Origin of the sequence: Mycobacterium sp. PDNC021 (genome assembly GCF_048282635.1) — a bacterium.
In the GTDB taxonomy this organism is placed as follows: domain Bacteria; phylum Actinomycetota; class Actinomycetes; order Mycobacteriales; family Mycobacteriaceae; genus Mycobacterium; species Mycobacterium llatzerense.
Genome location: NZ_CP182502.1, coordinates 5,681,167 through 5,700,997, shown reverse-complemented (window position 1 = coordinate 5,700,997; position 19,831 = coordinate 5,681,167). Strand labels below are relative to the sequence as shown.

The 19,831-nt window shown below is 63.3% G+C and carries 22 protein-coding genes and 1 tRNA gene; 11 read left to right on the top strand and 12 right to left on the bottom strand.

Annotated features, from left to right (window positions below):
- The first annotated feature begins 35 nt into the window (after positions 1-35).
- The 3 genes from ACNO8X_RS27290 to ACNO8X_RS27280 all read left to right on the top strand — a co-directional run bounded on the left by ACNO8X_RS27290 (position 36) and on the right by ACNO8X_RS27280 (position 1,693).
- The gene (locus tag ACNO8X_RS27290; protein WP_418003535.1) at positions 36-446 is read left to right on the top strand and encodes a hypothetical protein; all 411 of its coding nucleotides are present in this window, start codon (positions 36-38) and stop codon (positions 444-446) included.
- Positions 443-1,033: a GNAT family N-acetyltransferase gene (locus ACNO8X_RS27285; RefSeq protein ID WP_260933272.1), complete on the top strand. Its 591-nt coding sequence runs from the start codon at positions 443-445 to the stop codon at positions 1,031-1,033. Before ACNO8X_RS27290 ends, ACNO8X_RS27285 begins: the two co-directional genes overlap by 4 nt.
- Before the next feature lie 147 nt (positions 1,034-1,180).
- The gene (locus tag ACNO8X_RS27280) at positions 1,181-1,693 is read left to right on the top strand and encodes a CHAP domain-containing protein (RefSeq protein WP_418003534.1); all 513 of its coding nucleotides are present in this window, start codon (positions 1,181-1,183) and stop codon (positions 1,691-1,693) included.
- A 4-nt stretch (positions 1,694-1,697) separates the two neighbouring features.
- Here the strand turns inward: ACNO8X_RS27280 and ACNO8X_RS27275 are convergent, their stop codons facing one another.
- Entirely contained in the window at positions 1,698-2,750 is a 1,053-nt protein-coding gene (locus ACNO8X_RS27275) for a class I SAM-dependent methyltransferase (protein WP_418003533.1), read from the bottom strand.
- Between the two features lie 176 nt (positions 2,751-2,926).
- On the opposite strand from ACNO8X_RS27275, the gene ACNO8X_RS27270 reads away from it, so the two are divergent.
- On the top strand, positions 2,927-4,765 hold the full coding sequence (locus tag ACNO8X_RS27270; RefSeq protein ID WP_418003532.1) for an SLC13 family permease: 1,839 nt from the start codon (positions 2,927-2,929) through the stop codon (positions 4,763-4,765).
- Positions 4,766-4,846: 81 nt separating this feature from the next.
- Here the strand turns inward: ACNO8X_RS27270 and ACNO8X_RS27265 are convergent.
- The 3 genes from ACNO8X_RS27265 to ACNO8X_RS27255 form a co-directional block, all read right to left on the bottom strand.
- A tRNA-Arg gene (locus ACNO8X_RS27265) sits at positions 4,847-4,919 on the bottom strand.
- Positions 4,920-5,097: 178 nt separating this feature from the next.
- The gene (locus ACNO8X_RS27260) at positions 5,098-5,790 is read right to left on the bottom strand and encodes a hypothetical protein (protein ID WP_418003531.1); all 693 of its coding nucleotides are present in this window, start codon (positions 5,788-5,790) and stop codon (positions 5,098-5,100) included.
- 249 nt (positions 5,791-6,039) lie between these two features.
- Entirely contained in the window at positions 6,040-7,122 is a 1,083-nt protein-coding gene (locus tag ACNO8X_RS27255; protein ID WP_418003530.1) for an enoyl-CoA hydratase/isomerase family protein, read from the bottom strand.
- A 117-nt stretch (positions 7,123-7,239) separates the two neighbouring features.
- Here ACNO8X_RS27255 and ACNO8X_RS27250 point away from each other — a divergent pair, with 117 nt between their 5' ends.
- Complete coding sequence (locus tag ACNO8X_RS27250) at positions 7,240-7,860, top strand: TetR/AcrR family transcriptional regulator (protein WP_418003529.1); 621 nt, start codon at positions 7,240-7,242, stop codon at positions 7,858-7,860.
- A 584-nt stretch (positions 7,861-8,444) separates the two neighbouring features.
- Here ACNO8X_RS27250 and ACNO8X_RS27245 read toward each other — a convergent pair.
- The 3 genes from ACNO8X_RS27245 to ACNO8X_RS27235 form a co-directional block, all read right to left on the bottom strand.
- A complete protein-coding gene (locus ACNO8X_RS27245; protein WP_418006055.1) occupies positions 8,445-8,798 on the bottom strand; it encodes a nitroreductase family deazaflavin-dependent oxidoreductase in 354 nt (117 codons plus the stop codon).
- Between the two features lie 591 nt (positions 8,799-9,389).
- On the bottom strand, positions 9,390-10,445 hold the full coding sequence (locus ACNO8X_RS27240; RefSeq protein ID WP_418006054.1) for an alcohol dehydrogenase catalytic domain-containing protein: 1,056 nt from the start codon (positions 10,443-10,445) through the stop codon (positions 9,390-9,392).
- Between the two features lie 242 nt (positions 10,446-10,687).
- Positions 10,688-11,131 (bottom strand): DUF2867 domain-containing protein, encoded by a 444-nt coding sequence (locus ACNO8X_RS27235; protein WP_418003528.1) that lies wholly within the window; start codon positions 11,129-11,131, stop codon positions 10,688-10,690.
- Between the two features lie 165 nt (positions 11,132-11,296).
- Between ACNO8X_RS27235 and ACNO8X_RS27230 the strand changes: the two genes are divergently transcribed.
- Complete coding sequence (locus tag ACNO8X_RS27230; RefSeq protein ID WP_418003527.1) at positions 11,297-11,902, top strand: TetR/AcrR family transcriptional regulator; 606 nt, start codon at positions 11,297-11,299, stop codon at positions 11,900-11,902.
- 84 nt (positions 11,903-11,986) lie between these two features.
- Entirely contained in the window at positions 11,987-12,283 is a 297-nt protein-coding gene (locus tag ACNO8X_RS27225) for a hypothetical protein (RefSeq protein ID WP_418003526.1), read from the top strand.
- A gap of 289 nt (positions 12,284-12,572) precedes the next feature.
- On the opposite strand, the gene ACNO8X_RS27220 is transcribed toward ACNO8X_RS27225, so the two are convergent.
- The 5 genes from ACNO8X_RS27220 to ACNO8X_RS27200 form a co-directional block, all read right to left on the bottom strand.
- Positions 12,573-13,016 carry an ASCH domain-containing protein gene (locus tag ACNO8X_RS27220; protein WP_418003525.1) on the bottom strand — a complete coding sequence of 148 codons (444 nt, stop codon included), beginning with the start codon at positions 13,014-13,016 and terminating at the stop codon, positions 12,573-12,575.
- The gene (locus tag ACNO8X_RS27215) at positions 12,986-14,509 is read right to left on the bottom strand and encodes a GNAT family N-acetyltransferase (protein WP_418003524.1); all 1,524 of its coding nucleotides are present in this window, start codon (positions 14,507-14,509) and stop codon (positions 12,986-12,988) included. Before ACNO8X_RS27215 ends, ACNO8X_RS27220 begins: the two co-directional genes overlap by 31 nt.
- A 196-nt stretch (positions 14,510-14,705) precedes the next feature.
- Positions 14,706-14,996: a helix-turn-helix domain-containing protein gene (locus ACNO8X_RS27210; RefSeq protein ID WP_418003523.1), complete on the bottom strand. Its 291-nt coding sequence runs from the start codon at positions 14,994-14,996 to the stop codon at positions 14,706-14,708.
- Between the two features lie 190 nt (positions 14,997-15,186).
- Positions 15,187-15,519 (bottom strand): hypothetical protein, encoded by a 333-nt coding sequence (locus ACNO8X_RS27205; protein WP_418003522.1) that lies wholly within the window; start codon positions 15,517-15,519, stop codon positions 15,187-15,189.
- Between the two features lie 12 nt (positions 15,520-15,531).
- Positions 15,532-16,653 (bottom strand): ImmA/IrrE family metallo-endopeptidase, encoded by a 1,122-nt coding sequence (locus ACNO8X_RS27200; RefSeq protein ID WP_418003521.1) that lies wholly within the window; start codon positions 16,651-16,653, stop codon positions 15,532-15,534.
- 317 nt (positions 16,654-16,970) lie between these two features.
- Here ACNO8X_RS27200 and ACNO8X_RS27195 point away from each other — a divergent pair, with 317 nt between their 5' ends.
- From ACNO8X_RS27195 to ACNO8X_RS27180, 4 genes are all read left to right on the top strand, one after another.
- Positions 16,971-17,696, top strand: a complete 726-nt coding sequence (locus tag ACNO8X_RS27195; RefSeq protein WP_418003520.1) for a hypothetical protein — start codon at positions 16,971-16,973, stop codon at positions 17,694-17,696.
- Between the two features lie 92 nt (positions 17,697-17,788).
- On the top strand, positions 17,789-18,022 hold the full coding sequence (locus ACNO8X_RS27190; protein ID WP_418003519.1) for a hypothetical protein: 234 nt from the start codon (positions 17,789-17,791) through the stop codon (positions 18,020-18,022).
- Positions 18,015-18,524, top strand: a complete 510-nt coding sequence (locus ACNO8X_RS27185) for a hypothetical protein (protein WP_418003518.1) — start codon at positions 18,015-18,017, stop codon at positions 18,522-18,524. The genes ACNO8X_RS27190 and ACNO8X_RS27185 overlap by 8 nt, the downstream gene beginning before the upstream one ends.
- 290 nt (positions 18,525-18,814) lie before the next feature.
- Positions 18,815-19,828, top strand: a complete 1,014-nt coding sequence (locus ACNO8X_RS27180) for an AAA family ATPase (RefSeq protein ID WP_418003517.1) — start codon at positions 18,815-18,817, stop codon at positions 19,826-19,828.
- Positions 19,829-19,831: the final 3 nt, after the last annotated feature.

Sequence of the window (19,831 nt, the reverse complement as noted above, 5' to 3'; positions counted from 1 at the left end):
GATCAGCTGTGTCGGCAGGTCGATACGCTCATGCCATGGAACGGTTGCGGCCCGCCTGGATCGTTGCGCTGTGCGCGGCGGTGCTCATGGTCAGTGCCTGGTTGCCGTGGCTGTCGAGCCCGGCCGGCCACGCGAATGCCATCGGCGGCAAGGTCGGGCACATCACCGTTCCGCCACCGGGTTTCGGCGTCGGGCAGCTGATGGTGCTGCTGTCGTCATGCCTGCTGGTGGCGGCCGCGATGGCCGCGCGCAAGCTGTCCCCGCGTGCCGCTTCCATTGTGGCCCTGGTGCTTTCGGCCGGGCTGACGGCGCTCGGCGTCTGGTACCACGTGCTGTACGTGCACAGCCCGGTGGTTGCGTCGTACGGGCTCTATGTGGGTTTGACGGCGGCCGCGCTGGCCATCGTGCTTTCGGTGCTGGCTTCCGTCGTCGCCTGGCGTGCCTGATGGGATTCGTCGAGCCGGTCGTGCTGACGGGACAGCAGTGGGTCTCGCTGGAGCCACTGACCGAGGATCACGTGCCGGAGATCGCCGAAGCCGCCGCCGATGGGGACCCGGGCCGCCTGTGGTTCACGTCCGCGCCGTCCCCGGCGACGGCGGGGCAGTGGGTACAGGCCCGGTTGGCGGCACAGCGCCCCGATACCGGGCTGACGTTCGTCGTGCGTTCGCTCGACGGCCGGCTCATCGGGTCGTCCAGCTACCTGAATGTGGACGGTCCCAACCGGCGTCTGGAGATCGGCGCGACCTGGTATGTGGAGTCGGTTCGCCGGACCGGGGTGAACACCGAAGCCAAGCTGCTGCTGCTCGGGCACGCTTTTGAAGCGCTCGACTGTATAGCAGTGGAGTTCAGAACTCACTTCTTCAACTCGGCGAGTCGCGCGGCAATTGAGCGGCTCGGAGCCAAGCTCGACGGGGTGCTGCGGTCGCATCAGTTGCTCAGTGACGGCTCGCGACGTGACACGGTGGTGTACTCGATCCTCGACATCGAATGGCCCGCAGTGCGCAATAACCTGCAATTCCGCCTGAACAGGTAACACGGCCCACGCCGGTGATCAGCATCTCTTGAGCAAAACTTGACAGTTTGCCAAGCTATGTTTTTGAATTCGTGTCTAATCGTGACCGAATTGTGATTTGATCCAAGCATCGGTTCGTTCGCTTGATCGGGGGGACGGATGTACGCAATGAGCTTCAAGTCGTATGCGGGTGGCATGCTCGTGGCCGCTTTGATCGCCGGCGTGGGGGTGGTGTCGGCGCCGCTGAGCAACGCTGACTCGGCGGTGTACGTCGGTCCCACGGGCTACGGCCAACCCGTCTCCAGCCCCGGCCGGACCATGGGTGCGGTCCAGGCCTCGAACTCCGGTTGGCCGGGTCAGTGCACCTGGGGGGCGCTGCAGAAGGCCTTCGAGAACGTCGGCTACTACCCGGACATCCACGGCAACGCCAGGGTCTGGGCGGACTCCGCGCGCTCGCGTGGCTGGACGGTCGTCGACGAACCACAAGCCCGCTCCATCGCGGTGTATCCCGCCGAACTGCCGGGCGTCAGCGAGTACGGCCATGTGGCGTGGGTGAATTCGGTATCCGGCCGGTGGATCAACATCACCGAGATGAACAACGAGTCGCACGGCGGGCCGTTCGCCTGGTGGACCCGCGACACCCAGCACGTCCCGGGGATGAGCTACATCCTGATTCCCTGATCGCTCAGGGGCGTGCCTCGAAGACGAGGTTGAACGGTGTCTCGGTGGCACGCCGGAATTGGGTGAATCCGCTCTGGTCGACGATGACGTCCCGCAATCTGGCCTCGCCGGCCTGCGCGCCGAGTGCGGGACCGTTGCGGGCCAGCGAGACCGGCACACAGATCTGCGATGACGCGCCGTACATCATGCGGCCCACGGGATTCATGTTGTCCTGCACGTGATCATTGGCGAATGGCTCGACGATCATCGCAATGCCGTCGCTCTTGAGGGCGGCCCGGGTGTGCTGCATCGCGCCGACCGGATCGCCCATGTCGTGCAGGCAATCGAAGAATGCGATCAGGTCGAAATCCATGTCCGCATATCCCGTCGCGTCGGCGACCTCGAACAGTGCGTTCGTCACGCCGGCTTCCTCGGCGTGTTCGGCGGCGACGTGTATCGACTCGGGGTGGTAGTCGTAGCCGATGAACGTGGAGTTCGGGTAGGTCTGCGCCATCAGGATCGTGCTGACCCCGTGGCCGCAGCCGACGTCGGCCACCTTGCCCCCGGACCTGAGGCGCTCGACCGCGCCGTCGAGGGCCGGCAGCCAGGAGCTGACGAGTTCGGCGTTGTAGCCGGCGCGGAAGAACCGCTCGGTACCGGCGAACAGGCACGGATGGTGCTCACCCCACTCGAGGCCGCCGCCCGACTTGAAGTTCTCGGTGGTGCGGTCGAGGACGTGGAACACCGCCTCGATGATGTTGTAGGCGCCGGGGATGTCGACCGGTCCGTTCGGGTCGGCCAGGCAGGAGGCTTGTTCCGGGCTCATCGACCACGTGGCGCTGTCCGCATCGAATTGGACGTAGCCGCCGGCTGCCTGGTTGGACAGCCACTCGCGGACGTAGCGCTCCACCGTGCCGGTTTTCTCGGCCAGCTGGGTGGAGGTGAGCGGCCCGGCCGCCAGGGCTTTGTACAGCCCGAGGCGGTCGCCGATGAGGACCAGGCTGGCGCTCATCGCGGCGCCCATGTCGCCGATCGCCATGCCGAGAAATTCGTTGAGTTTGGCTTCGTCCACGGTCATGTCTGACCCTCCGATATTTGGTTGTCAGTTTGACTGTACGACCGCGGAAATTCCTGAACAATGCGTAGATTTCCGACGGTTGGATAGGTGCTGCCGCAATCGGTGCGCCGGCGGCATCCGTGTCAGATTCGGGGCATCTCCGACCGCTCCGCGGCATCGAATGTTATTGATCAGGGGTGACTCACCAAATGTGGATGGTCGTCGGCATCCTGGCCGGGGCGGTCGGCCTGTTCGTGTGGGGCCGTCCGCGCGCCGACATCGTCGGCGTGCTCGTGGTCGTCGCATTGATGAGCAGTGGAGTGCTCACCCCGACCGAGGCGCTGGCGGGCTTCGGCTCTCCGGTGGTGATTCTGTTGGCCGGGATATTCATCGTGAGTGCGGGCCTGGTCAACACGGGAATCACGCAGCGGCTGGGCGAATTCGTCGTCAAGGTCGGTGGCCGCAGTGAAACGCGGCTTGTCGCGTTGGTCATGGTGCTCTCTGCCGGCATCGGCTCGGTCATGAATTCATCGGCGATCGTCTCGATGCTCATTCCCGTGGTCCTCACGGTCACCGCGGCAACGGGTTTGAACCGCAAACGCATGCTGATGCCGTTGTGCGTGGCCGTCATGATCAGCGGCATGATGACGTCGATCGCGTCATCGCCGAACATCATCATCGAGGGCATCCTCAGCCAGCGCGGCATCACGCCGACGCTCGGCTTCTTCGGCTTCACGCCGTTCGGTGTCGTCACGCTCGCGGTGAGCGTCGTGTTCATGCTCGTGGTCGGCCGTAATCTGTTGAGCCGCAAAAGGACCGGTGATGCTGATGCCCAGGAGCTTTCCACCTTCGACGTCATCGAGTCCTATGGTTTGAAACCCCGCTGGCACCTGCTGCATCTTTCGGCTGACTCGTCCTTGGTCGGACAATCGGTTGCGGCGCAACGACAACCGCTGCGCGACCGCTACGGCCTGGAACTTCTCGGCTTCGAGAAACACGGCCGTGGCGCTGCGCGGTACCTGTCGGCGCGGCCTGAAACCGTGTTCGAGGCAGGTGATCTCGTCTTCACTCTGGTCGACGAACAGCAGACCGCCGCGCTATCCGCCGACCTTCGTTGCCTGGTGACCGGTCCCCGCGCCGAAGATGAGCGCCGCGAGGTGTTGCAGGACGTCGGTGTGGCCGAGGTGATGCTCGCGCCCGAGTCGAAATCCATCGGCACCACACTCGGCGATCTGGACCTCGCTGCCGCACACAACGTGACCGTCCTGGCGGTCCGGCACCGAGGGCAGTGCATCACCGAGGACCTGCCCAGCCGCACCCTCGACTTCGGTGACGCGATGTTGGTCGGCGGCAACTGGGACGACATCGAGCGGCTCAGCGATGCTCGGCGCAACTTCATCCTGTTGAACCTGCCCGCCGAGTACCAACAGCGGTTGGTGGCGCCGGGCCGGGCGCGCGCCGCGGTGGCCATCCTCATCGCGATGGTGGCGTGCATGGCCTTCGGTTGGCTTCCGGGGGCCGATGCGGCACTGCTCGGCGCGCTGGCCATGGTCGGTGCGGGCTGCGTTCGCGTCGACAGCATCTACCGGCTGATCAGCTGGAACACCCTGGTCCTGATCGCCGGGATGTTGCCGTTGGCCACGGCGTTGGCCAAAACGGGTACGACGACGCTCATCGCGCACCACCTGGTCTCCACCCTCGGCGACCTGGGGCCGACCGGCATGCTCGCGGTGGTGTTCCTGGTGACGGCGGTGGTGGCGCTGTTCATCTCGAATTCGGCGACCGCCGTGCTCATCGCGCCGGTCGCCATCGAGGCGGCCCAGGCATTGCATGTGTCGCCGCAAGGCTTCGCGATGACCGTCGCCATCGCGTGCTCCGCAGCATTCGTCACGCCCGTGTCGTCGCCGACCAACATGCTGGTCATGGAGCCCGGCGGCTACCGGTTCTCCGACTACGCGAAGGTCGGCGTGCCCCTGCTGGCGCTGACCATGGTGATCACGGTCGTCATGGCCAGGCTGATCTACCTACCGGGCTAGCGCCCTACGCTGAGCGTGGGGGTTGACGAGGCGACACGCCGCGGCGGACCTCGAAAGGTCGCACGCTCGACGCGCAAAAAGTGCCCCCGGCAGGATTCGAACCTGCGACACCGGCTTTAGGAGAGCCGTGCTCTATCCCCTGAGCTACGGGGGCGCGGGACCTATCGAAATAGGTGTCTAAAACCCTAAGGGACGACTCATGCTAGACGGCGAACTGCTGATGGCGGTATTTGGGCTCGCGTCGACGCGGTGATTGTGATGCTGGCGTGGTCGGTGTGAGGGGTGAGTTGTATGTGACTGGCCTGTGGGTAGATCTATCCCCTGTGGGGTGTTCAGGCGGTTTTTCGTTGCTGCTGTTTTTGATGCAGGTATGCGGCGATTGCGTTGCGGCCCAAGGCAAATCCGATCATCACGCCGTGTTGTCGGGTGGCGGAGTGTGCGGTCATGCGGCCGCCGTAGAGGGTGCGGTCGAGGGTGTTGTTGAGGGATTCGGAGTCTTCGCGCCAGCCGTAGCAGCGGTCGTAGAGGCTGGTGCCGCCTTCGGTTTTGGTGAATTGGCGCAGGTGCTCGGCGCGCTTGTAGCCCTTTTTGTCATCGTCTTCGGTGCTGTCGATGCGTACTTTGGTGACGGTGCCGCAGAGGGGCGCGAATTCGATGTACCAGCGGTAGGTGCCTCTGGGAGTGTGGCGGTCGTAGACGCGGGTCACGGGCAACGGATGGAGATGGGTTTCGCCGGTGTCCAGGATGGTGCGCTCGTGCAGTCTGCCCTTGTCGGTCCAGAGTTCGTGGTCGTCACCGCAGCCGCATTTGATGGTGGCGAACGCAGTGGGCACGGCGGTGCCGGCGTGCGTGGGGACCAGGGCGATCATGCCGCGTTTCATCACGTGGTCGATGTGGGTGCCGCGGAAGGCGCCGTCGTAGCAAATGCCGTCGACGCGTAGGTCCGGCCGGGCGGTAAGGCGGTCGAGCATCTTCAGGGCAATGCCCGCTTCGCCTTTGTAACCCTTGCGCGGCGGGACCGGCATGGTGTCCAGGATGACTCGGAGATTGCGGGTGGTGTCCGGGCGCGTGATCATGATCGCGAACTTCGTGCCGTAGCTCCATGCCTTGGAGTCCTCCCCGCGCTCGACTTCGAACTCGGAATAGACGGTGGCCCTGCCCTCGGCTTTCTTCTTCTCGGCCGTCGATGGGCGCTCGGGTCCGGCCAGAACGGTGCCGTCGCAGGTCGTCTTGCGCGGCCGCGAGCCCCCGCATCGGGGCCGCGAGCGGCTGGGTCAAGACCACATCGTCGTGAAGGATTTCAGTGAGTCGTTCTGGTGATGGGTCTTTCCAGAAATCGGTGAACTTCGCAACGAACAGCTCCGGGTCAGACATTGATTCTCTCCTTGCGCTCTACATGCGAGGCTTGGACGGCGCCGCACCGAGGAAGACGTCCCACGCATGGCGCACCGCCTGCTCGGCGGGCAACACGGGATCGAGTTCACGGAGCAACGCTTCGAAGTGGCGCGTGGCGCGTGGCGTGGGGCGTGGGGCGCGGACACGGCGGTCACCAGGCTTGCCGCCTCCATCCGCAAGCCGGCCGAGAGCGACCGGCTGCCGGCGTCGTAGACCAAGCGCTTGATTTCCCGGTTGATCAGCGGGGGTCGCTGGGCCAGCCGCTCGGCGATTGTCATCGCCTCCGCGTCCAGGCGGTCCTTCGCAACGACGCGGTGTACGAGGCCGATCCGAGCCGACTCGTCGGGCGTCAGGTAGCGGCCTTCGAGCAGCATTTCGACCGCGCGTGACGCACCGACAGCGCGCACCAATCGTTGCGTTCCGCCGGCGGCGCCCAACATCGCGACGGCACTTTCCGGCAGGCCAATCACGTGGTCCCCCGCGGCCATAAGCCGGATGTCACAGGCGAGCGCAAAGACACACCCAAACGCCAACGCTGTTCCATTGATCGCCGCGATGAATACCTTGTCCATGCGGTTCATCCGGTCGAGGGCTGCATATGTCCTGGGTAGCAGCATGCCGCCCCGCATACGGGTATCACGCAGCCTGCCGTCCAGCCATTGCGACCGGCCTGCCATCGTGGTCACCCCGGTGAGGATCTTGGCAGGTAGGTAGCGAACACCGAATGGAGTAAGCCGAGCGCCCTGCAGAAGGTCCGGAATATTCAGGTGGGTGTAGGCGCCGTCCTGACCGGTGAATATCACCGCCCCGATCGACCTGTCGCGCTTCAGCTGCCGGGTGAGTTGATCGAGCTCGACACTCATCTGTTCGTCGTAATGATGATGCGGGGGGTTGTTGAAACGCAACGTCAGGACGCGCCCGCGGCGATCAGACAGCAGCCGTGCATCGGCCTTAGTGTTCATCTTCGCCTCCGACCTGCCGGTACGTGCGTTCTTATAGCCATTACACGAACTTGCATTGGCGGTACCGTAGCATCGAGGCAGAATTTCTTGCAATGGTTATAAGAACTGGGACGGTGGATGGATCCGCGCAAGCAGCGAACGATCGACGCACTCGTTGAGGCGGGCGAGCGGATTTTCGCCGTGCACGCAGTCGATGAGGTCACTGTCGAGCAGATCGCGGAGGCCGCCGGAGTGTCGGTGGCGTCGATCTATAACCACTTCGGGTCAAAGGCAGGCTTGCATGCTGCAGTCGCGCAGCGGGCGCTCGACGTCGATAGGGGTTTCATGGATCTCGCCTATGCCCCGGATCGGACACCTGAAGACCAGGTGACCGCGGCGGCCGAGCAGTATTTGCAGTTCTATCTCAATCACCCTGACTTCTTCCGGATGCTCGCGTTCCCTGCTGAGCCGGGTCAGTACCTGGCGGGTCACGAGGTCGCCGAGCGCTTAGCGGAATCAGTGGCCGAGCAGAACGTGCGCCTTGCCAATGCAGTGGGGGCGGGAATCGAGTTCGGACTAGTCCGCCCCCTCGATCCTGCGGCGGTCGCCACCGTGCTGTGGGCGGCGTGGAATGGCATTATCAGCCTCGCGTGGCGTCAGGACTCGTTGCGTTGCAACGAGTCCGAATTGCGGTCCCTGCTGGCGACTGCCAGCGACATCATCGCCAACGGACTGCGGCTACCGCCTTCAAGCAGCTAGCGACGAACCGTTCTGGTGCCGCGACGCGCCGGGAACATCAACAACAAGCAACTGCACAAGATGTTTGCCGGCGCGGCGCCGCATCAAGAAATTCCGGGTACAAGCTCAGCGCGGGCCGCAAGCATTGATGCGGCAGGTAGAGCCACCAGATGGCGCGGCGCGCGCATCCACTGTCCACTGCCTTCCAAGTCGCGTGGCTCCCTGGTGCGGCGCGTTCTGGACGTTGATCTCGAACACTCCTGGATTGGTTATCAACGGGCAGTGGATATTTGGCGGGTCGCGTCTGGCGGACACCTTGCGAAATACGGCCGTGTTCGACCATGACTGGACCGAGCCGGTGGCGTAGTGACGTTGGTCGGCGACAGAGAGAGAGTCTCTTCGGCCCGCTGTTGCCGAGTGCCATCACAGCGACTTGACTGCCGTGCGGTCAACTCGCCCAAGCCGATTCGACAAAGACGAGGGCGGCGGCCTCCTGCGCCGCGGCGGAGCCATCCATTTGGCGCACGAAGAGACCTTCGAATGGATCCGCGCTCTCCTGCCGGATATCACGGCACGGTCGACGAACTGACGGCTGCGGGGCAAACCTAGGTGCTGATTGGTTTCAGTTCGAATATCCGGAACGGTCTCTGCGGCACACGATCTTGGGCGATCTGGTAGCTCGGCCACCGGCGCAGAATCGTCGCCCACGCCTGGTCGCGTTCGGTGCCGGTCAAAAGCCGGACGGTGGCCCTGCCCTGATATAGGCGTCGTCGCACGTCGACCTCCGAGACCGCGATCAGATTCGCCGACCATGCCGGATGGTCTTCGTGCCCCCAATTGGAGCCAATCACCAGAACGCGATTGCCATCATCGACGCAGTAGAGCGTGCTGGTGCGTGACATTCCAGTGCGCCTGCCCGCCACAGTGACTCGGATTGCCGGCAACCCCACTAGATCCATCACACCGACACGATCACGGGTCAAACTGCGGATCGATCTCTCACACCACTCGACACCGCGGTGTAGTCGGAGCATCACCGCGTAGGCCCACCGCCGTTGGGCCAACACCGCGAGCGGGTTCCCGATCAACTTGCCGCCCTCTGCCTCGAAGCAGCAGCCGCATGCCACACATCCCGAGTGTTGCTTCGTCGGTGACGGTCGCGACATTGATCGCGTCCCGTCCGTCGCCGCTCACGTTGGCCGATATCCGTGTGAGGGCCAGGAGCGGCGCGGCGATCGATCACGAACCGGCGAACCCTTCCCTCGGCTGCCCCCTCGCATAGGTGGGTAGGCCGCAACTGAGGCCAACGTTGAAAGCGCCGATCTCCCGCTGAAACCGGGACCCCGCGTTCACTCATACCGATTTGTGCCCTCGTCGGATGCGGGTAGATGGCCCGTTGGGTGCTGGCAGTCATTGCCAGCGCGCCAGCATCGACGAGAAGTTCACTGCACGCAGTGGAACCGCAGTCGATCCACGCATAATCCGGCCCTCCTATTGGCTGATCTTGTCGACGCAGATAGTGGACATGCAGGCAGGCCTCTTTGCGGCCGCTACTCGATGACAACGGTTTTGGTGGCTTCGCCAAGAACGTGTTCGGTGATGACCCGGTCGGCCTGGTCCAGACGACCGACGTTCGTAGTCACTGTCTCGGGGCGCAGCGTTCCGTTGCACATCAGGTCGAGTACGGCAGGTATGTGGGCGCGCGCATTGGATCGCCCGAGTTCGTAACTGATGTTGCGTCCGTACATAAGTGCCGTCGGAATAGAACTACGTCGGCTCAGACTTGCCAGCGAGACACAGATGCCGTCAGGTGCCGTGTGCCGGATCGCTAGGCCGACACCAGGTTTGATGCCCGTGCTGTCTACCACCAATGCCGCTGGCCCAACGCCGCGCAGCGTATCGGGGCTGTGAGCGAACATCCCAAGACCGGCGGCGTGGGCGCGAACGTGGCCGCGTCGGTCAACCAGATGGACTCGGCGGGCTCCCAGCGCCAATGCAGTCAGCCCGGCGTAGAGCACCACGCTCGAACTCATCGGCGGCCGGCGGCCGATCTCATTTAAGATGAGGACTTCCGTGTCAGGATCTCTTTCGAGCAGGTGCGGGAGATACGGTGCAACACCCCGGTATCCATCGACGACGTTGTCGGCGACCGATGCCGCCGCGGCCGGGTCGACACCATCAGGCAGCGCTACGAGCATGCCGTCGGCGTACGGGACGGTCAACAGATCAGACAGTGCTCCGCCCCAATGTCCGCCGACCACACCGAACCCGTACATCGAAATAGGCGGCACGCTAGCGCAATTGGAGGTCAGGCCCGCCCGGCACGGCCGGCACGTCCCGCAACTGATCTGGAAAGGCACCACGACACGGTCGCCGGGGCGCACCGTCGTGACGCGTTCACCGACCGCGGTGACTTCGGCCACGCATTCATGTCCGAAATGGAACGGCAACGGAAATGGTGTTCTTCCCAGCGCCATCGCCCGATCCAGGTCACAGGTCGCAACCGCGATCGGGTGCACGACCGCCGCGTCGGGCGCCGGTGGCGGGGGCGCTGGGACGTCGCGCCACCGCAACTGTCCACCGGGGCTGGCTACCAGAGCCCGCATCTTCGGCCTGCCTGGCCGGCGGTGTTGCCGCCAGCCGTCTGCGGCGGTGGTCTTTAGCCGTTCGACTCGTTGCGCGGCCAAGCGCTCAAGCGCCACCTGCGCGGCCGGGATAGCGGTTTCGGCGGTGGCGACCCCGGCAAGGTGGCGCAACCATCCCCGAGGGTGGTGCTGCGGCAGCGTCGGGTAACCGTAATCACGGAAGGCGTCGGTGGCGGTCTGCGCTGGCGGGGTCGGTGTGCCGGTCACCGGAGGACACCGCCGCGAGCTGCCCGGATCAGTAGTCGGGGAATCGTCGCGGTATGAAAAGGCAAGACCATTGCCCACACCAATCGCGCGCACGGCGTCCGGTAGTGCACGGTCGTCGTCCACGACACCTGGGCATCATCGACCTGCACGATATTGAGCGCTGCGATGAGTCGCGAACGTTGTTCGAGGACAACAAGATCATTCTCAACTGAGTCAACGTGCCAACCGAGTACATGGCTGTCATCGGTGCGTGGCCGCGACGGCAGCCCGAGAACGACACGCCACCCGAACAGTAGAAAACCTCGCATCAGAGAGGGGGCACCTTCGAACACCGACCGCGCCCACTGTTCGGCGGTGCGCAAGTCTGCAGCCGGCCGCGTGATGTCGAACGCGCAGGTGGTGTCGACCGGCGAGGTTCTCGCTATCTGCTGGGTCCGCACGGGCACCCGGGCTCGTCGGGCAGTCACCTCGGTCATATATGCCTCCGCAGTGCATTGGTTCAAACGGCGTACTCGGGTGATTCGCTGTCAAGTAACATACTGACGTGTCAGTATGTAGTCAATGCGCTGGCGAGGGCGCAGTTGGCGATGCGAGAGGACCGAGAGATGAGTACGCCCGCAAGCGATGTCGACCAGCCGCCCCACGCCCGTCGCCGCGCGGCGACTCGACGTCGATTGATCGATGCTGCCCTGGATGTGTTCTCGCGTAATGGTTTTCACGCCGCTTCGCTAGATGAGATCGCGGCCAGCGCCGGGGTGTCCAAAGGCGCGGTGTACTACAACTTCACCTCGAAAGAAGACCTGTTCCTCACCCTGCTGGAGGACCAATTCGAGCGCATCCTCGACAACGTGCGGGCGAACTCTGAGGGCGCCCAGTCCGCGGCACACCTGTTCATCACTACCATCGAGGGTATTCCTGGATGGCTGCCGCTTTATCTGGAGTTCCTCGCCTACGCGTCTCGGACCCCCCGGGTCGCGGAGGACTACGCCCGCCGCTTCGTTCGCGACTCGCGTCGTCAGGTCACCGACACGCTCCAACAGTTCGCCGGCGAACTCGACACTGCACTGCCCGCCCCAGTCGCCGAACTAGCCGTCGCCGTTGACGCGATCATGTTGGGCTTCACCATCAACCGACTCTTCGACCCTGACGCGGTGCCCGATCGTCTCGTTGACGAGGCTCTGTTGCGAACCGCACTCGGCAGCATCGAGTGACCACTCCCTGGGAGATGCTGCCGAGCCACATGCGATGCGCGGTAAGGATGGCGAACGATCGATGCTTCGGCGCGTATTGGGCCAGTGCCCCGCACCAATCAGGCTGCTGCAGGCGCGGGCCGCGCGTTGTTCAACACAGCGCTGCTGGATGCCAGCATGCTGTTTACGGACGGGCCTGTGCATGACCGCTTGCGTGGCCCGATGCGGGGCGTGGTCGGTCCCTCATTCATCAACCAGCTCAGCGTCGGTGTCGAACACCTCTGCACCAATACGGTTTCCGTGGTTCCGGCCGGCCGGACCTTCGACGGCGATGTCTCAAATCACCCTTTCGCGGCCAGGGCGAATCGCTTTTCAGAGATGCAGCCATGCCGCGCGAGATGACCCGGCTGTGACTGAGTTGCATATGAAGCCGCTCAATCGACCTGAGCTGGGCCGAGTGAGTCGTTCGAGGGCGCCGTGGATAGCGGTCTCAGTGTCGTCGGCGACGACCATACGTCGCGTTTGCAGATAGGCGAGCGGTGGTCTAACCGTCCGACCCCGGACGCGGTGTACAGCCCATTGCAGAAGGCTGGGGACGCGACGATACTGAAGCCCACTGACACGCTTCAGCCAGTTGTCAGACCGACCGCATCATTGAATTCAGTACACGCGCGTCGTGCGCTCGATCGAATTATGCCCGCGCGATTTGATGGTGTATCCGTCCGTTGTGGTGATCGGCGGGCGAGTTCACGTACGCGAAGCTCTGCGGTGGAACCCCCGACGGTAGAAGTTCGGAGATCACCAGCGGCGTCTCAAGGCGGACGGCCGACCTGATGCCAATTCCTGCACCGGAGTCGCTTCCGGCGTAATACCGATCGAAGTCGACCCGGTCGATGCACCCGACTTTGGCAAACTTGCGCCAAAGTACTTGTGGTGCAGCCGTAATAGTTCGATCGACCTCAAAGTACCCAACGATCCGTTGCACTGGTGCAGTGGCGTACACCCACACTCGGGTCACGTCATCGGCGAGCGGCCGCTTACGAAACTCCACCCGCTTGCGTCCATCCATGATGGCCTCGGCGAACCGGGGATGCACAGAAAGAACTACCTGTCGGCCAGTTGTTGGTGAACCCATTGGGCGCCAACCTCCTTCACCTTGGTCACCGTTTGTGGCGGTCCCTTGAGCACGCCGTTAGCAATGAGTTCCGAGTCGGTCCACGGCGGCTCGACGTCGCGATCCTTACGAAACAGCAGCACCAGGACACCGCGGGAATGGGCAGCCATCCCAGCGATGTCATCGGTGCCGTAAACCGTGCGCCCCGCAACAAGATTGAGCACTTCATCCGGGGCGGAAGTGCGGTGTGTGCGTTCCACGACGCCGACAACCGAAACGACCTGCAGGCCCGACCGGTAGAACAGGATGACATCGCCCGGGCGCACCTGCTTCGTTGGCGCGTTGCATAAGTAGGCTTTTCGTAACGCGTTCCCCCACGGTCGTGTCGCTTGGCCGGCGATGTCGGGGAAAGTCAGCTGGTCCCCAACGGCATCGGATGCGCACTCGGGGAAGAGCTGATCATGCCAGTGCGCGCGAATCGGGATGACGAACACCGAGGCATCCGTCGAGATAGCCGGTGGCCCGTATCTAATGTGGTAGTCGAGCGGCGGCAGGCTCTCGTCGCGCGGCTGAAAGCTTTTGAGCAGAACGAGTTCGCCGCGCGCGGACTGCGCGCCCTCGACGTAGCCGAATTGCCCCAAGAAGTCGATCAGCGGCTGGTGGTGCGGCCACACCTCGACATACGCGCTGCCGACTCCATGATCATGGTGCGACCGCAGCACTGCTTTCAGCAGCAGTTCTCCGTACCGCGATCCTGAAAACTGTTCAGCAACTTTGAATGTGGAGATTTTCGACACCGGCTGCGTGAACGGGTAGGCGCAGTCAGGCTCATTGATCTTCACGATCGCGATGGCGGCATAGGTCCCATCGGCCTCCTCGATGACGAAACACTCGCGATTCGACGAGTCGGCCTGAACCTTGGCGATCCAGTCATCGAAGTCCGGCTGGTACTCGATTCGAAGGCTGTCGAAGATGTCTTGTTCGAGGTCTAACGCATATGGCGGCAGCACTGTGACTCGCGGCGGAGGTGGCGCGATCGACGGTTCGAATCCCTCAAGCATCGCGGCCGCATCGGCCAAGGTAAGGACCCGGTCGCCGACGCCGATACGTTTCGCTCGTTGCCCGAGGCGAACATCATCGCTTACAAGGAAATTCACGGCCGCCGCCAGAATCCTTCTGTCCCGGTGGTCGTTGCTGTCCAGTTCGACAGGGCCGAGCTCGTTACTGATCGTTGAGCTGATCGGTGACTCGGCCAGCAGGTCGAACTTCTTGAGTTCGGCGATTCGCTGTTGCACGCGAGTCGGATCGGATCCTTCGGCGAGTTCGTCTCGGCTTGCAGGGTGAACAAAGACGTGATGCCCTTGCTTCATCGCAAGTCGGACGAAGGTCGCGGCCGGGGTCATGCCAGCTTCCATTTGGCCGGCATATGGCTCCAACGCGATAATGACGTTGGTATCCAGCAGAAACCGAGTGGGAGCCGTTGAGCTGTTGGTATTGACGCGCTCGTCGGCCACAGCTGGATTATCGGTTTTGGACGCCGTGTTTCTGCAGCGTGACACGCGCCATCCGGCACCGGATTTCCGCGAACGATATCGGCGGAGCCCGTGTTGGTGGGTGGCCGCGCTAGTCGGGGTCTGTTTCGGAGAGGGGTATTCGCGCACCGGACTGTCGGCAACGGGGTGTGCGGTTATCCGGTGTCCCGCACCGTGGTTAGAGGGTCGGCGCATCGTCATGCTCGGACCACGCGTCGGCGAGAGTGTTGGCGAGGGACCAGAAGTCGGATTCGTTGCGCGAGTAGTTGCCGCGGCGCGATGTTGCGTTGAGCAGGCCGACCTCGGTGAGTTTCTTGAGTTCCTTCGAGCAGGTCGCCGATGACACGTCGGTGATCGACGCTAGTTGACCCGTGGTGAACTCCGGCTTGGGGAACCGACTGATGGCGCTCCACAGGCGTATTGCCTCAAACCTGCCCGTCAGGACCTGGGACCGCGCGTCGATGTCCATGCTTCCAATTTCGTCATGCTAATTTCTAATATAGAAATTAGCATGATAGTCGGGATGCGGGGTCGTGACAACGCGATGGTGGCCCTTGCCCTCGGCCTCGCTCAGGCTGACGACATTGCTGCCTCCCTGCGGGTGGGAGTCCGCCGCATCGTCACGGGCACGTTCATGCACATCGCGTCAGCCGCTGTGTTCACACTGGCACTGAGGTATCGGACACCAGGCCAAGGTTCTTCGCGAGCTGCCATGCGGCAGTCAGATTTTCGGCGCGGCTGCGTGCGGCGACCTGCCCCAGGTAACGACTGTGGCACTGGCAGTTGCTCTGCCAGCGCAGTTCGGCGTAGATCCGGTTGTACTTGACCTTCAGGGCGACTCGTCCTAGTGCTGGGGCGCTGTCAATTATGGTGCGCTGGTCTCGTCCGCCTGCGGCAGTGTCCTGTTCGTCGGACAGCGTCTGCTTGCCCGCGTTGGGTAATGGGCGCCACTGTTCATCTCTGATCGGCGTTCGGTTCCAGGTCGCGGACACAAACGTTTTCTGTTAGACCAGGGTCAGCCTGCGGGGAGCTGGTTCGCTGGTTTGTTGTTGTGCTGCACCGAAAGTCGCAATGCGCTCTTCGTTGGTCAGCAACGTGATGGTATCCAAGTCGCGCTCATTGAAACCCGCTTCGGTCAGCTGGTCGAGAACGTGGCCAACAAGTCGCGGTTCCTCGCGATCGACGCCAGGTCGATCGCCGTAAGCCCGACCGGTTTCGTTGAGAATTCGAAACATGGTGCGGTAGTGATAATCCGACAAATGGCCACGGTCGTGGGCGCGTACCACCAACGACGGAACGCTGACGCCCCAACGCATCCGCAGTTCGTCGAGCTCGTGGACAGTGCGAGGCGTCACTCGTGCCAAGTCATACTCGATATCCGCGTACGGTGCGAGGAACTCAGCGGCGAAAGACGTTGCGCGTCGTTCCACCTCTTTCGGATGGGCAAGCGTCATCGCATCCATGACCAAATGTCCGAGCTCGTGGGCTAGCGTCAGCCGGAACCGATCGGCTGGCAGCGCCCGATTGATGTAGATGACGTGAGGGTGAAATTCGTTGGCGCGCAGGCTCACCGCGTCGACGTCATTGTCGCTGAATGGGTCAGCGACGACGAACACGCCGGCGCTCTCCAGTAGCCCGGTCAGATCGGTGATTGGTCCCGACAAGCGCCAGTACCGTCTAAGCACCTGAGCGACGGTGATCTCGCCGAACTCCGTCGCATAGTCGTCCGGATCGAGCGTCGGCAAGGAGATCGCCGGGTCCAAATCAACGTTCTCGACAATGCGGCCGATGCGCATGGCGGCGATGTTGGCGTTGGCAAGTACGCGGTCGCGTTTCCATTCCGCCGTGCTGGCATTGGCGCGGAAATGGGGCCCTTGGGACGGTGATCGGCGGTAGGGCACGCACAACAACTCCGGTCGGCAGTCCAGCGCCTGGGCGTAGTCGCGCAGGGGTTTACCGGCAAGGGGAAGACGGCCAGCTTCCACCCGGGTGACATGGGAAGGGTGGACGCCGGCGAGTTCAGCCAAGCGCTTCATGGGCCAGCCCCGTGACAGGCGCATCAACTGCACCACCACGCTGTTGGCCTCAGCAATCTCAATCCCGCTGGAAACCGACTGCGACACCATGCCTCCGTCTAACGTGCCAGGCGGATTTCGCCCACCCTAGCGTGCACCTAAGCCTCAGCCCGGCAGAAACCCCGGTCCGAGGGCTGTCCAATCCGTGCTGTTGGCGATACCGGTTTGGGCTACAGCAATGTATGCGCCCCGCGCCGCCCTGTCATATCGCGGCGGTCGTCGGCATCGCCGGTGACCGCCGCATGGCTTCGCTCATCGCCCCACCATCCCAGCTGGGTCCGACACGCCTGGCGTGTCGTGCCCTCGAAACCTTCCCCCGGTCTGCAACATTTTAAGCAAGATTTTCACCACATGTGGAGGAATTGACCGTGACCGCACCGGACTCACAGGCGCCGCTGCCGGGCAAAACGTTTGTCAGTCGTCACGACGCCAAGAACATGATGCGCCAGCTCTACGTCGGTATCGGCGCATTGCTGCTGGCCTCGGTCGATGAGTGGGACCTGTACGTCGCCGGCCACAACGCGCATATGCGCACCGCGCTCACCCCATTGGCGCGCGGCTACCACATCGCGGCGACGCTTGCGGCGTCCATCGACGTGTGGATGAGCACCCCGGGCAAGCACCCGCCGCGGCACCTCGCCCGTAAGCCGTACGCATGGCCGGAAGTGACCTGCCGCGGCAAGCTCAATCTGATCGCGCACCACGAAGAAATGGAACCCACCAACGATCGACGATCGGCCTACCGCCGACAGGACGCCGAATTCCTGCTGTTCGACGACGACCCCACACTGTGCGAGCTGACGTGGGACTACGACCAGTTGACCGAGAGCAAAGTGACCCACATCTGGGTCAGCGCACCCCTGGACGAGGGCTACGTTTGGCCACGGTTCGAGGTGCCGATGGCCGCAGCACGGCTGCAGTACGACAAGTGGGTCAAACGAGCCGTCAGTTGGATGCCGATCACCACGCCGCCCGCCGCGCCGGTGATTGCTACTCCGACCCAGAGCGGCCCCCGTCCGAAGCCAACGGTGGTGGTCACCGGAACGCCTGCCTCGGCTGCCCAGCGGGAACGGGCCGAACGTGAGACGTCCTGAGCCGCAACGCCATATCTAGACAGGTCTCACGGTCGATTGTCACAGTTTTACTGTGAGCGACCTGTCACGACGTGGTGCCGACCGGGCTATGTATGAAACCGCGCGTCGTCGGCGAAAATCAGGTGATCGGCCCGAGCATCGGGCAACGGCGAGATGGTGCGGAGGTCATGTTGGTGACTCAGGCAGGCGGCGACGAGCAGAACCCTGATCAGCAGGCGCAGACCCAGAGTCCGACACCTGAACCCTGGCGGGACTGGGGTTCTGATGAGAACATCAGAGGCGAGCTGCCGTCACAAGAACGGCGCGACAACCGACCTCATGGCTGAGGCGTCGACCGCCGGCGAGGTCTACGCCTCTCTGGTCGAGTCGGCTCTCAAGTCTGAAGAAGACCGTCGCAAGGCCATTGAAGGCCGGGCGGGCGCGATCTTGACGACCAGCTCCACGATGCTGGCGCTCATTCTCGGGCTCACGGTCATCGTGACCGGCAAAGACTACGTCTACAAAAACCACTGGTCGCTGGTGTTGCTGTTGGTGGCGTTGGTGGCGTTTGTCATGTCAGCGGGGCTGGCCATCGTGGTTCAGGCATTTGGCTTCAAATACAAGGTGATCAGCGCCGCAACGCTGTCCAATCTCACCGACGATGTGAACTGGCATCGAACCCCCGATGCCCGGCGGATGTGGGTGACTCGTCAAGTTGCGACCACCCAGTCGGTGCGCACGGGCAACAACACCAAAGCCACACTTGCGATCTGGAGCCTGGCCTTCGAGCTGGCCGCCATTGCCATGTTGGCGCTCGCCGTCGGCGTGGAACTTCACACCCGGTTCTAGCCGACTGGGGCACTGCCTGATCACGCTGTAGCGACGCCGGTCGCTGGTCGCCGTGCGACTCCCGAGCGCCGACGGGTCCACCGGCGATCACCCGGGACCCACCGCTCCGCGCCATATAGCCGGTGGGCGTCAGTGGCTTGAGATAGCATATAACTAGTCCACATGATGACGGGAATAAGCGCATGTCAGCACCTATAACAGACCCGCAGAGGACGAAGGATCCTGCGGTTGACGAAGCATTAGTCCACTTGGCTCGCTTGGCGATGTCCGGGCGTGAGCAAGATGTCGTGATGTTTGTGCAGCGGACCGCTCGCCGTCTGCGCCACACGCACCCCGAGGCCGCAGAGGCTCTGACGCAGGTATTGCGCGAGTCGCCGACCAGAATGTCTCCGCTGCGCTCGGCCTCGCCGTCGCCAATGCCGGTGGATACCGATTCTCGACTGCCGTTGTTGCGGATCGAATCGTTCGATCACGGCGGCCTCGCGCCGATCTTGTCCGACGCGGTTCGGGACGCACTCGCGCAGATTGTCGATGAGCGCGGACATCGGGACCGCTTGTTGGGTGCGGGTCTGGCACCGTCGCGCGCGGCGCTGTTTGTCGGACCTCCCGGTGTGGGCAAGACGATGGCGGCGGGGTGGATCGCACAATCTCTTGGTGTGCCACTGGCGATTTTGGATCTGTCCAGCGTGATGAGCAGTCTGCTGGGCAAGACGGGGATCAACCTGCGCTATGCGTTCGACTACGCGAAACAAAGTGAATGTGTGCTGTTTCTGGACGAATTGGACGCTATCGCCAAACGGCGGGGCGATGACAGTGATGTCGGCGAGCTCAAACGTCTAGTCACCGTGTTGCTGCAACAGATCGACGACTGGCCCAGCAGCGCCGGCCTGATCTTGGGGGCCACCAACCATCCTGATCTGCTCGATCCTGCAGTTTGGCGCCGGTTTGACACGACTGTCGCCTTCGACGCTCCAGATGGGCACCTTCGGGCCCAGGCCATCGAGCGGTTCAGCGACGGGATGCTGACTGCAGCGGCCGTTGAAGTGCTGTCGGCCTCGATGGAGGGTGCATCGTTCAGCGACCTGGAACGGCGGGTTCTGCGGTTGCGGCGCAATGCCGTCATCCACGGCTCTAGCGCCGCGGAGGTCGAAGATCACGTGCTTGCCGGTGTCCGGGAACTCGATCTGGCTCAACGTCGACGAATTGCCGTGGCACTCAACGACAGTGGCCGTAGTCAGCGGCAGATCAGTGTGATAACCGGCATATCGCGCGACACGCTGCGCAAGCACCTCGCCCAGGGTTAACGA